General features: G+C 58.5%; 11 protein-coding genes. All 11 read right to left on the minus strand.

Translation table 11 applies throughout. The features are described 5' to 3' along the window. The 11 genes from KKY_RS05690 to KKY_RS19480 all read right to left on the minus strand — a co-directional run bounded on the left by KKY_RS05690 (position 1) and on the right by KKY_RS19480 (position 11,456). Positions 1–747, minus strand: coding sequence for an ABC transporter ATP-binding protein (locus KKY_RS05690; RefSeq protein ID WP_014130362.1), 747 nt, complete (start codon positions 745–747; stop codon positions 1–3). Further along, positions 744–1,724 (minus strand): branched-chain amino acid ABC transporter permease, encoded by a 981-nt coding sequence (locus tag KKY_RS05695; RefSeq protein WP_014130363.1) that lies wholly within the window; start codon positions 1,722–1,724, stop codon positions 744–746. The genes KKY_RS05690 and KKY_RS05695 overlap by 4 nt, the downstream gene beginning before the upstream one ends. After that, positions 1,724–2,602, minus strand: a complete 879-nt coding sequence (locus KKY_RS05700) for a branched-chain amino acid ABC transporter permease (RefSeq protein ID WP_014130364.1) — start codon at positions 2,600–2,602, stop codon at positions 1,724–1,726. Before KKY_RS05700 ends, KKY_RS05695 begins: the two co-directional genes overlap by 1 nt. 62 nt (positions 2,603–2,664) lie before the next feature. Continuing rightward, on the minus strand, positions 2,665–3,792 hold the full coding sequence (locus KKY_RS05705) for an ABC transporter substrate-binding protein (RefSeq protein ID WP_014130365.1): 1,128 nt from the start codon (positions 3,790–3,792) through the stop codon (positions 2,665–2,667). A 105-nt stretch (positions 3,793–3,897) separates the two neighbouring features. Then, the gene (locus KKY_RS05710) at positions 3,898–4,641 is read right to left on the minus strand and encodes a TetR/AcrR family transcriptional regulator (RefSeq protein ID WP_014130366.1); all 744 of its coding nucleotides are present in this window, start codon (positions 4,639–4,641) and stop codon (positions 3,898–3,900) included. A 225-nt stretch (positions 4,642–4,866) separates the two neighbouring features. Further along, positions 4,867–5,745: a ThuA domain-containing protein gene (locus KKY_RS05715; protein WP_014130367.1), complete on the minus strand. Its 879-nt coding sequence runs from the start codon at positions 5,743–5,745 to the stop codon at positions 4,867–4,869. 103 nt (positions 5,746–5,848) lie between these two features. Further along, positions 5,849–7,066: a hypothetical protein gene (locus tag KKY_RS05720; RefSeq protein ID WP_014130368.1), complete on the minus strand. Its 1,218-nt coding sequence runs from the start codon at positions 7,064–7,066 to the stop codon at positions 5,849–5,851. Positions 7,067–7,298: 232 nt separating this feature from the next. Continuing rightward, on the minus strand, positions 7,299–8,996 hold the full coding sequence (locus KKY_RS05725; RefSeq protein ID WP_014130369.1) for a pyrroloquinoline quinone-dependent dehydrogenase: 1,698 nt from the start codon (positions 8,994–8,996) through the stop codon (positions 7,299–7,301). Between the two features lie 43 nt (positions 8,997–9,039). Beyond that, positions 9,040–10,140: a sugar phosphate isomerase/epimerase family protein gene (locus tag KKY_RS05730; RefSeq protein WP_014130370.1), complete on the minus strand. Its 1,101-nt coding sequence runs from the start codon at positions 10,138–10,140 to the stop codon at positions 9,040–9,042. Between the two features lie 35 nt (positions 10,141–10,175). Beyond that, positions 10,176–10,997 carry a type 2 periplasmic-binding domain-containing protein gene (locus tag KKY_RS05735; protein ID WP_014130371.1) on the minus strand — a complete coding sequence of 274 codons (822 nt, stop codon included), beginning with the start codon at positions 10,995–10,997 and terminating at the stop codon, positions 10,176–10,178. Positions 10,998–11,027: 30 nt separating this feature from the next. Beyond that, positions 11,028–11,456 carry a cytochrome c gene (locus KKY_RS19480; protein WP_014130372.1) on the minus strand — a complete coding sequence of 143 codons (429 nt, stop codon included), beginning with the start codon at positions 11,454–11,456 and terminating at the stop codon, positions 11,028–11,030. Between the last annotated feature and the right edge of the window lie 304 nt (positions 11,457–11,760).

An 11,760-nucleotide genomic window follows, 5' to 3' on the forward strand; every position in this document is an offset into this window, starting at 1 on the left:
TCACGCTCCCAAATAGGCATCGATGACCACCTGATTGTTCCGGATGTCGTCCGGTGTGCCTTCAGCGATCACGGCGCCCTCCGCGAGCACGATGATCCGGGAGCAGAGCGACATGACGAATTCCATGTTGTGTTCGATCACGACAAAGGTCGTGCCATGTTCCAAATTGTAAGCTCGGAGGCGTTCCTTGAGATCAGACAGCATTGTGAGGTTGACGCCGCCCGCGGGCTCATCGAGCAGAACCAGTCCGGGTCCGGCCATGAAGGCCATCGCGGCGTCAAGAAGCTTCTGTTGCCCGTAGGAGAGGGAGCCGGCCAATTCGTCGCGCAGATGACCAAGGCGGAAAAATTCAATCATGTTGTCGGCGGCTTCGGTCAAGCCGGCATCGGGCTTGCCGAACAGTCGGGACAGCATGGTGCCATGATGTTCCTGTCCGGCCAGAATGATGTTGTCCAGCACGGTCATCTGCGGAAAGACCGATAGCTGCTGAAAGGTTCTGCCCACACCCTGTCTGTTGAGATCGCAGGCGCGCTTTCCGGAAACGGAATTGCCGTTGATATGCACAGTGCCGTGATCGGGCAGCAATTGGCCCAGAACGCAGTTGAAAAGGGTCGACTTGCCCGAGCCGTTTGGCCCGATCAAACCGAGGATTTCACCTGGCTGGACGTCGAAGCTGACGTCATTGACAGCCCGGATGGCACCGAAGGCCTTTGAAATGTTGCGAACCGAAAGGATTGGAGCACTCATTTGAGCTGGCCCTCCTCAGGGAGTGCGGCGTCGATGGGACGCTGCCTTCGGATTTTTCCCGCCAGGCGCGTGCCGATGCCCATGAGACCATTGGGAACGAAGGCGAGCATTGCGATGACAAGGCCCGAATAGATGATCAGGTAGTAGCCCTCGGTGAAGCGCAGAAATTCGGGCAGGAGGATCACAACCGCCGCCCCCACGAACGGGCCGAAAAAGAACCCCGATCCGCCAACAACGACCATCAGCAGGATACGCAGCGAATGGGCGAGCCCGAATGAACCCGGCTCGATGAACTGAACGAGAGGGGTAACGAGCGCTCCCGCCAGCCCGGCATAGGTCGAGCCGATGGCAAAGGCCAGAAGTGTGATGCGGCGTGTATCGACGCCCAGGCTTTCGGCACGGACGGGATTTTCGCGAAGTGCCTTGAAGGCCCGGCCCCAGGGCGACCGGACAATGCCCCACATTACAAGGGAAGCAAGCACGGTAATGCCCAGGGCAAAATAATAGAAATGGATCTGCTTCATCGTCTGGAACAGTCCGAAATCCGGACGCGGCATGCCCACCAGGCCGTAGGATCCTCCCGTGAGCCAGTCTTCGTTGCGGAGCACGAGAAACACGAGGGTATTGAATGCCAGGGTTACGAAGGCCAGAAAATGTCCCTTTACCCGCAGGGCGGGGTAGCCGAGGACGAGCCCGACCAGAAAGCACAGCGCCATCCCGACCGGTGCGGCAACGATCCAATGGACGCCGGAGAGAGTCAGGAGGGCCGTGGTGTAGGCGCCGATGGCCATGAATGAGGCCTGGGCCAGGGAAATCTGACCGGCATAACCGAGTGTGAGATTAAGGCCCATGGCGGCTATCGAAAAGATGAGCCACGAGGTGAGCACGTAAACCATGTAATTGCCCTGGCCGATGGGCGTCAAAGCAGCGAGGACCAACAGACCGAGGATTATGAATGGACGGCGCAGCTTCTCCATCAGACGGCCCTCCCTTCCGGCGTTCCCATTATTCCCTGCGGGCGGATGAGAATGATGCCGATCAGCAGGACAAGCGGCAGGGCGGCGCGGTATTCCGCAGTCACATAGGTGGCGGTCAGATTATCGAGCACACCGATCAAAAGCCCGCCAACAAGTGCCCCACGGATCTGATTGAAGCCACCCACGATCGCCGCGATGAAGGCTATCAATCCCAGGACTTCGCCATTGGAAAATTTCGCGAGATAGACGGGCGTAATCAGGAACGATGCCACGGCGGCAAGCGCCGCGTTGATGAGGAAGGCATAAAGGATCATGCGCTTGACGTTGACGCCCAGGATCTCAGCAACGGCCGGGTTTTGCGCGGCGGCCTGCATGCATCGGCCGGTCCGCGTGCGATTGAGAAACAGCGTCAGGAGCACGACAATACCCAGCGCGATGGCGAGGTTGATAATGTCCTGAAGCGAAACGACGGCGCCCAGAATATGGATGGGATCGGTTGGGAAAAGCGGGGGGAACGGCTGGGCCTCGGCCCCGTAAAACTCCTTGACGCTCTCCTTGAGGAATATGCCCAGGGCCATCGTGGCGATTATGAGCGATATGCCCCCCGAGGGCAGGATAGGTTCAACGACAAGCTTCTTGAACACATATCCGAGCAGGACAATGGACACCAAAAGAGCGAATACGATCGCGATCCAAAGGGGCATTCCAAGAAAATTCATGCCCACCAGCACCAGAAATGCAGGCACCATTACGAACTCGCCCTGAGCGAAATTCACGGTCTGGGCCGATTGCCAGATGAGTGTAAATCCGATGGCGACAAGAGCGTATATCGATCCGGTCGCCAGGCCGGAGAGCATTATCTGCAGGAATTGAGACATGGTGCTTATCTGCTTTTAAAGTGTCGCGGCGGCACATCGCCGCCGCGATGAGACGATGGTGATCAGTTGGCGGGAAGACGCTCGATAACCACGGGGCTGCCATCCTGCACTTCGACCATGAAGCTCGGGCGGGACACCTCACCGGTTTCATCCCAGCAGATGTCGAGCAGAATGTTGGGATATTGGTCGGCCGGCAGGCAGAGCCCGTGCATGGTCTCGACGAACGCTTCCTGATCGAACTCGCCAACCATCTCGGTTACATATTTCGTGGCCCAGGCGGCGATGTAACCCTTGATCGCATCCTGTATGGGCTCGCGGCCGTAACGTTCGTTGAATTTCTCGCCGAATGCAGCGATTTCGGGCGCGGCTGTCGTCAGGCCCACGTGAGCGATGGCGCCATTGGCGGCATCGCCTGCAAGTTCTATGACCTTCTGATCATTGAGCGTGACCTCGCCCACAAGCGGAACCGAAATTCCCTGTTTGCGTGCCTCGATCAGAAAGCGAGCCGATTCCTCCTGATTCATGTAAACGAAGATGGCTTCGGCCCCTGAGTCTCGGAGTTGAGACACATCGGACGCGAAATCGGCCTGACCCTGTTCCGATGAGATATCGGCAACGACCTCGATCCCGACATTCTCCATTTCCTGAATGAAGACGTCGTGCCCGCCCTTGCCGAATTCGTTGTTGGTCCAGGCAACCCCAACCTTTTCAACGCCGAGCGTATCGGTGAAATATGGAGTAAGGCCCGGAACACCCTTCTGGGCACCCATCGATGTGCGGAAAATATACGGATTGCCCTGCTGGACGATGGGCGGCGCTTCCGAACCCACAAATTGCGGTACACCGTTCTGCATTGCGACAAGCATGTTGACGATGGTCGAACCGGAATAGATCGTTCCCCAGATCGCAAACGCACCCTCGTCGATGGCCTTCTGAACCAGAGCGCGCGACACCTGAGGATCGGTCTGCGTATCGTATTCGGTTATCTCGACCATTCGGCCGAGAATCCCGCCTTCGGCGTTGATCTCCTCGACCGCCAGGCGCGCGCCATCGCGCCAATTCGTTCCCGAGGGCGCGCCGGCCCCGGAAAGCTCGGCAACCACACCGATTCTTACGGCTTCCTGAGCGTATGTTGCTCCGGCTAGGGCCAGCATCGCAACCGATGTAGCCAATAGTTTTACGATATTCATTTTATCCTCCGCTTGCTGTGAAAGGGGGTGTCGTCTCCCAAGACGCCGCCCAGAAAAAAACCTGAAACGCATTACCTGGAGTTCACTGCGCAAGGCGTCGCTGGGCTACGCCTTGCCTCGATCGAGCGTGGGTGCCGCCTCCGTGAGAGAGGTTGCGTAACGGCACACGGTGTCACCCACCAAGACACGTCTTGCCTCGATCTCGATGTCGCTGAGCATGTCGTGCCCGAACAGCGCCTTGATCGAATGGGCATTTGAAATCGTGTGGAAGCTGATCCCGACGACGATCAGATACACATCCATCAATCTAAGGTCGCTCCGTATGGAGCCGTCTTTCTGACCCTCGGAAAGTATGTTTCTCAAGGGCTCGAGGTTGCTCGGGTAACCAGCTATTTCTTCGCGAAGCTCTCCCAATATTTCACCGCGATTTATGTTCTCGTAGAGAGACAACCTCACGAGGTTAGGGTGGCGCAGATGGGTATCAAATGTGCTTTCAGCGTATTTCCGGAGCGCTTCCATCGGAGAAAGCCCGTTGACGTTCTCGAAGGCACCGGCGCGGCGCAGGGACGCATATGCCCCTTTGATTACAGCCTTGTAGAGGCCGCGCTTGTTCTCGAAATAGTAGTAGATCATCCGCTTGCTGGTGCTCGTGCGCCGGGCGATCTCGTCGATATTGGCGCCCTCAAACCCCAGGCTCGCAAACTCTTCCTCCGCGACTTTGAGGATGTCTGCCTGTGTTGCCGCGGAAATTGTCTGCGCGTCAGCATCTGGCTGATGCTTCCTTCGACCACGCCCCCGCCTGGGTGTGATGCTCGTGGTTTCTGCGCTCGATCCTCCCGGTTTTTTCATTCTGATGAATCGCCTGGGCACGACGGAGCGATTGCAGCTTTTGGCTGCCTGCCGCCCGTTCGACGCCCTCCTCCTGCCTTGTTGGTCTATTTATGTACTTTCAAGTACATAAATGTATCCCTCACTTTTGCAGGTCTGTCAACATGGCGTTTGGCGGGGTGAAATTGCGTCTTTTGCGGGGGAGGGCGGCATGGCCGCCCTCCACCTCAAGGCCGGCGATCGGTCCTATTCCTGACAGAACGGGGCCTTGCCCATCACGCCATCGACGCCACCCAGGACGTGCAACAGGAAGTTGTCGTCTTCGAGTATCTCATGGCTGTGACCGAGCGTAGTGGTCCAGGCGCGGCCACCGTCATAGTAGTGGCACCAGGTCACCGGATGGCCTTCCCCCATGCCGGGATGGGTGCTCGACTGGCTTTCCATGGTGTCTTCGTTGACCGAAACGAGAACGCGGATGTCGGAAAGCCGACGAGGATCAGGATACACATTGTACCATTCTTCCTCGATGAACCGCGTTCCGGTTTCCAGATGCGCAACCGACGGATCGGTTTCCGAATGCACGACAATTTCGGCCTCTTGGCGCGGGCCGTGGTTGAACAACTGGCCACCGACCAGGCCCTCGAACCAGGTCCAGCTGTAGCTGGTGCCCATGACGTTGTGAACGCCCACGAATCCGCCGCCGCCCCGCACGTAAAGCATGAGCTGGTGCTTGCCCAGGTCGGTCAGCGTCTCGCGTGTGGTCGAAAAGAAGACCACCGCGTCATTGCCGCGTATATTGCGGGCATTCTCGAAAAATTCGGGATCGTTCGATGAAGTGACTTCATAGCCCTGGGCCTCGAACAGTTCGGTCAGGGCTGCCACACCGGCAAGCTGGTTGTCATGAGCGGCCAGGCCCGGCGCGGCATAGTGATAGATCAGGACCTTGTAAGGCTCGCCGTTCTCATGAGAGATGCCGGTCCAGTCGTTATAGCAGCTGTCATCGATACTGCCGCACACACCATATTTCTCGAAAGTGGTGTAGCTCTCGGGCATTTGGGCCTGCGCAGATCCCACCAATGCCGACAGGGCCAGTCCCGCCGGAACAATCAGTTTCAAGACGTTCATATTTTCCTCCATTCAGGATGGGGATCAGGTCCCCGGTTTGTCCCCGGCCGGAAGCCGGGGCACATTTCGATATCTGCCGTCAGGCATCGCCTCCGTCAGATGGTCAGAATTCCTTTTCGGCCGAGAAGCCCACAATGAGATCGCCGTTCGACCACCCTTCGAGCGAAGCTGATGTTTCAAAGCCGCCACCTGGCTCGTAGGTGATTTCAGTACCGCCGCCGAACAGGGTGGTGGTGGTCGCGGCGACGTATTCCAGCCCTGCCCATGTCTCGAGTTCGAGTGTTTCGGTCAGCTCGGTCGTGAGAGTCAGCGTGCCTTCGATGTCGGCGTGGGTGGTCACGTCCTCGAAGGCGAGTTCGAGCTCCGCCTCCATGTCGGCATTAAGCTCGTAAGCCACGTCGACATTGATTCCGAGATCGGCGAAGTCGAGCGTTATGAACTCGATTTCGAAATCGATCGGTCCCTTCTCAAAGCCGATCCCGAAGGCGTGCTCAAACACATTTGTCGGCCAGTCATAGGCAAAGCCGTAAGCCGATTTGAGCAAGAGGTCGTCCAGTTCGACGCCGACCGAGGATACAAATTCCAGCTCATCATTCTCAGCGACAAAGGCTGCGAAGAACTCGGTGGTATCGTATTCGATGAGCAGGTCGGCATAGAGCGCCCACTCGGCTGCCGCTCCGAGATCGATTATGTCGTAGATATTGTAAACGAGGCCGCCCGCTGTAGCCTCGATAGAGTCGCCCTCGTATTCGATGAAGCCCGCAAGCGTGCCATCGTCTTCGAGGTCTTCCAGCGCAATGCCGGCAACCAGCCCTTCGGCAATCAGCGACTCGAGCTGGATCACGTGACCACCCGGTCGTGAAACGGACAGATTGGAAAGTATATACTGATCGCGTCCGACCTGCGGCATCATGGTTGGCGCCAGCCCGGCAGTGAGGACCGTCGTGTCCCCGATCGTGACATAGGCCTCATCGACGATGATCGGACCGCCGACCACGGCCGGGTCTTCCGGAGTGAACACCAGGACGGCCGATGCTGCGCCGATATCGCTTTGGGTAATGGCTTCGAACTGAAGCTCCCAATCGACTTCCGAGCTCGGCGTGCCAACCCCTGTCGCGCCATCGATCTCGTATTCGAATGCGTATTCGACAATGCCCGAAATCGACAGGCAGGTGTCATCGGACGACAGCGTCAACCCCGATACGCCCAAGACGTTGCAGGTGTCCAGCGCGACGGTCTGGGCCGTAACGTCACTGGCAAAGGCCGACGTTGCGATGGCCAGTGCCGTCAGGCTCGTCGTGACGGTAAGTGCAAGTTTCATTGTTTGTCCTCCAGCCCATTTTCATGGGCCCCCTCTATGGAGCGCGTAGTGGCGACGCATCGGACAAAGCTCCGCTCCCCCGCCCATTTCACGGCAGGACAAGCATTGCATCCGACACAGATCCGCCCTCCGGTTCAGTCCGGTCTCCGGAGCGCTCCTCCCCAGGAACTGTGTTTCAGATCAAAAGAATGGATAGGTGCAAGATGGGGCCGGCCATGCCGGCCCCATACGCTTACTCGGTTTCCGGCAGGGCAAAGACCATGATCGCATTGCCCGAACTCGGCCGGCTGATTTCCGGCAAGAGAGACGATGGCATGCTGGTCGACCAGGATGCGCCGCCGACACCGACCGGTACGGCGATATATTGCCGGCCATCGACTTCATAGGAAGCCAGATAACCCTGTGGGGCCTGCTGAAGGCGGGTCTTCCAGAGGACTTCGCCCGTCTCCTCGTCAAAGGCGAAGAAGTTGCGGTCCCAATCACCCCCGAACACAAGGCCACCGGCGGTGGTCATGGTCGAAGTGTTGGCCGGAGAACGCATGACATGTTCCCACATCACCTCGCCGGTATCGACATTGACTGCCGCAAACCGACCCATATTGTCGGGGCTGTTGGGATGCATGCCGCGCTGGCTGCCGCTGGTGCCGTTGCCACCGCCACCTTCGGCCATTTCGACCTCGGTGTGGATCATTCCCTCTTCGCAGTTGGTGTTCATCGGCACATAGACAGCACGGGTTTCCGGGCTGAACGACATGGCGCGCCAGCTGCGGAAGCCGGCCAGGCTCGGACAGCGTGCGCTGGGTTCGTTCAGAACCGGGAGCATGCCCTCACGGTAGTCGACAAATTCGGCTCCGTCGGTGTCGATCAGATCCTGCCAGCCCAGATCATAGGCGGCACGCGGCGAGCCGTCTTCCAGGCTGCCTTCCCACAGGATGGCCAGCTTGCCCATGTTGACATAGCGGCGCTCACCCTCGATCTCGATAATCATATGCTCGAAGGCTTCGTCGGCGTCCGTGCTTTCCCCTGGAACGTACTGGCGATACCACGCCAGTTCGCCGTTTTCCGGGCGAAGGGCAAGGACCGAGCTCGAATAGAGCGAGGGGCCGTCCTGACCGCGGCTGACCCGGGCCCAGGGCTTGGGCTGAGAAACGCCGATAAGGATCAGGTTTTGCTCGACGTCATAGGTCGCCGAGGTCCAGACATCTGCGCCGCCACGCAGGACATAGGGCGTGCCGCCCCAGCTGTCCTCGCCGACTTCGGCATCCTCGACGGTCACAAAGCGCCAGGATTCTTCGCCGGTCTCGGCATCGAACGCCACGACCGCACACTTGTCTTCGCTAAAACGGCTACAGCCCTGGAAGCCGATTATGACTTTGCCATCCGCAACGACAGGAGCGGCAGTGATGCGCTTTCCGCCCTCGTGATCAGCGACGACCGATTCCCAGACGACCTGACCGCTTGTGGCATCAAGAGCGACCAGCGAAGCGTCGGGAGTGCCGTAGTAGATCTTGTCCTCGAAGATCGCGAGGCCGCGGGTAATGCCGCCGGGGCGGAAATCCTCAGGCATCTCGCGGCGGTATTCCCAAAGCAGATCGCCCGTGGCACCGTCGAGAGCGTGCACAATGCCGCCAGGGCTGGCGATGTACATGACCCCGTCATAGATGAGCGGAGTGGTCTGCTGGGAACCGGGCTCCATTGCCCAACCCCAGGCGAGCTGCAGCTCATCGACATTGTCGGTGTTGATCTGATCGAGCGCCGAATGCCCCCAGCCTTCGGGCGAGTTGCGCCAATGGAGCCAATCGCCGGCGTCGGGGTTGTTGAGCGTTTCAGCGCTAACCGGGACATAGTCTTCGATTTGTGCCAGGGCAGGGGAAACGGTCACCAGGGCCGTTCCGAGTGCGAAGACACCAAGCAAGGTCTTCAGTTTCATGCTCACCTCCATTTTTTGAGCAAAGATATCCTGTCCGCGGGAATTATTTCCCGCGGGCCGGTAGTGGTGTTGAGTGGATCCGGCCGGCTGGGGCGTTTTCCTTGTAGAACTGGAGCTGGCGCGCGAAGGCTCCGATCATGACGTCTCTTGTCGCATTGCCATTGGTGAATTCTTCATGATCGGCCCAGAACGTGGTGTTCATGTTGAGCGTGCCGTTGGCACCCTGTCCGGTGTGTTCGACCTGCAGGCTGAAATGGCCGTCGAAACCACCATCATGAAGAATGTCGAAAACTTCCTGGAAGGGAATCATGCCCTTGCCGCTGTCTACGACCACGGAGCTCCAGCTTTCCGTGCGCGGATCGTAGTCGTAGGTCACATCCATGAGCGACATCGATTTGATGTAGGGCAGGGCGTAACGCAGATTGAGCTTCCAGCTCGAGAGCGGCCCATCCTTGAACATGTGACCGATGTCGAAGTTGAAACCAACGTAGGGCGGAAGTCCTTCGAGCACGTAGACCAGATCCCAGACCGAAGTGGAAATGTCGGGCTGACGGGTACGATTCCAGGTGTGGTACACTGAATTGACACCGGTCTCCTGGCCCAGTTCGGCCAGGCGCTGCATGTGGAGTTTCATGCCGTCCAGTTGGGCGATGATTTCATCGCCATAGGTGTCGGGTTCATAGGCGGTGGTGCCGACGCGGCAATATTCCACCCCGTTTTCGCCTGCAGTGCGGAAGATCGGTTCGACAAGCTGCTCTTCCCACCATCCGGTGGCTTCGGGATCGGTCGGAGGGGTAATCGCTGCGGTTATGCGCTTGCACTCCGAGCCCGTGCTGCGAATGCCCTCGATCATCGGAGCAAGGTTCTCGCCCACCAGTTCGGGCGGAACCAGGCCGCCTCTGCGCACGGGAATATCGGCCCAGTCGAAGCCGGCTTCAAGCGCGGCTTCACCGACTTTCACGCCAGTTCCATAAGGATCGGAAAGCGACTCGGCTTCGGTCACCACCCATTGCAGATGGCGCCCGAACATCGACCAGATCGGCTTGAAGGCCGCGGCATCCTGGGCGAACGCCCCTCTTACCGGCGCCAGCGAACTCGCGGCTGCCATCGCGGCCGCCGACTTAAGGAAGGTTCTGCGTTTCATATTATTCTCCTCCATGAAAGACGCATTTTTCTGAGTTACAGGTCTTCGGCCCTCGCAATTTGCTTGAGCCGTCCTATCTCGGGGTCGCTATCGAGAACGTCGATCACCTGATCGAACGTGCCTCGCAGCATTTGATCGCTGGATCGGAGCGCGATGCCGAGGGACTGTGTCCCGGGGCGCAGGGGCTCCACCGTACCAATGGCCGAATAGGCCGCGCCGTCGACCGCATTCGCTCCGGACAGGTATGGTGCCCAGATAATGGCGGCATCGATGGCCCCGTCCTCGAGCAGTTGCTCGGCGAGTTCGGGCCGGTCATAGGGCAGGCGCCGGGCGCCGGGCATTGCGCCGGTCGCGATGTAGCTGAGCAACTGGCCGTCGATCTGGGTATAGATGGGTGAACCGATGGCCGCCCCTTCCGGCAATTCGTCGAGACTCCCATAGCCATCATTGGAAATCAGGACGTAGGGAGCCGTGAGGTATGGCGCGGTCGGAATCAGCCAATCGGGATAAAGGTATCCATCGATCAGTTTCGTCCCGACCATGCCGACACAGCTTTCGGAAAGGTGGACGAGGACATCGGGCCATATGCCTTCATGATCGAGCGCATCCATGTTCACGTCGAGAACCACGATTTTGGGCTCGAGCAGGAGGCTTTCAGCGATAATTTCTGCGACGCGACGATCAAGGTCCAGAGTGGGGCTATCGGGCAGAACGCACATCGGTAGGGTCTGCCCGAAGTCGGGGCGTGTTCGGTTGTAGAACTCCGGGGCGACAAAGGGCGCCTGGGCACTGGCCGAGGACAGGTCAGCCCCGACAAGCGCTGCAATCGCCAAAGCAACAGGTAGACGCCGGATCATCGACAACCCTCCCCAGATCACCGTTCCGGACTATTCGGACGCCAGAATTTCGATCTCGGACAGTACGGTTTCGTCAGCAGGCAATTCGCCCTCTTGGCCGGGCTCGATTCCGTTCACGGAAAGAATGTAGGCCATGATGTCGACATAGGCCTGATCGCCCAGGGAGCCGCCCATTCCTGGCGGCATTGTCTGGCTGATCACATGAAATTTGTCGACGAGAGGAAAGCCGACCCAACTGAACTTGAAGGATGGGCCGCGCAGGTCAGGAGCATTGGAATCGACGCTTCGCAGATCCGTGCCATGACAGCCCGAACAATTGCTCTGGAAAGCTTCTTCGCCACGGGCGATCTGCTCCGCGCCGATTGCTCCGCTCGACAGCGTGTAATCCTGGGCATTTGCCGGACCGGCAACTGCGGAACCCAGAACGAATGCGAGCCCCACAAGTGCGCTTTTCTGCATCTGATGATCCTCCTGGTCGTTCGCCCTAGACATGGGCGCTGGCGGTTTATGTTTAGAGGCTCAAGAAGGTCATGAATAATGAAACTTTGGATTCCAGATATGATGTTTTGGTTATATCGACGACGGTGGGCCATAACTATATGAGCACAATCAACGGGTCGCTCCGGTTAAAGTCCTTATTTTCCCATGAAAAATTCTATTCAGGGGCGGGAATCTCAATCTGTTATTACTTGCAGGTTATACCGTGAATACAGTTTTTCATTTTACCCGCCAGTTCCCCGCCTTTATGTGAAAGCCGCCAGCC

The sequence above is a fragment of the Pelagibacterium halotolerans B2 genome, assembly GCF_000230555.1.
Taxonomy (GTDB): domain Bacteria; phylum Pseudomonadota; class Alphaproteobacteria; order Rhizobiales; family Devosiaceae; genus Pelagibacterium; species Pelagibacterium halotolerans.

What these genes read in the sequence shown, in the direction of transcription:
- KKY_RS05690 (WP_014130362.1), bottom strand. Translation starts at nt 747, where the DNA reads ATGAGTGCTCCAATCCTTTCGGTTCGCAACATTTCAAAGGCCTTCGGT.
- KKY_RS05695 (WP_014130363.1), bottom strand. Translation starts at nt 1,724, where the DNA reads ATGGAGAAGCTGCGCCGTCCATTCATAATCCTCGGTCTGTTGGTCCTC.
- KKY_RS05700 (WP_014130364.1), bottom strand. Translation starts at nt 2,602, where the DNA reads ATGTCTCAATTCCTGCAGATAATGCTCTCCGGCCTGGCGACCGGATCG.
- KKY_RS05705 (WP_014130365.1), bottom strand. Translation starts at nt 3,792, where the DNA reads ATGAATATCGTAAAACTATTGGCTACATCGGTTGCGATGCTGGCCCTA.
- KKY_RS05710 (WP_014130366.1), bottom strand. Translation starts at nt 4,641, where the DNA reads ATGAAAAAACCGGGAGGATCGAGCGCAGAAACCACGAGCATCACACCC.
- KKY_RS05715 (WP_014130367.1), bottom strand. Translation starts at nt 5,745, where the DNA reads ATGAACGTCTTGAAACTGATTGTTCCGGCGGGACTGGCCCTGTCGGCA.
- KKY_RS05720 (WP_014130368.1), bottom strand. Translation starts at nt 7,066, where the DNA reads ATGAAACTTGCACTTACCGTCACGACGAGCCTGACGGCACTGGCCATC.
- KKY_RS05725 (WP_014130369.1), bottom strand. Translation starts at nt 8,996, where the DNA reads ATGAAACTGAAGACCTTGCTTGGTGTCTTCGCACTCGGAACGGCCCTG.
- KKY_RS05730 (WP_014130370.1), bottom strand. Translation starts at nt 10,140, where the DNA reads ATGAAACGCAGAACCTTCCTTAAGTCGGCGGCCGCGATGGCAGCCGCG.
- KKY_RS05735 (WP_014130371.1), bottom strand. Translation starts at nt 10,997, where the DNA reads ATGATCCGGCGTCTACCTGTTGCTTTGGCGATTGCAGCGCTTGTCGGG.
- KKY_RS19480 (WP_014130372.1), bottom strand. Translation starts at nt 11,456, where the DNA reads ATGCAGAAAAGCGCACTTGTGGGGCTCGCATTCGTTCTGGGTTCCGCA.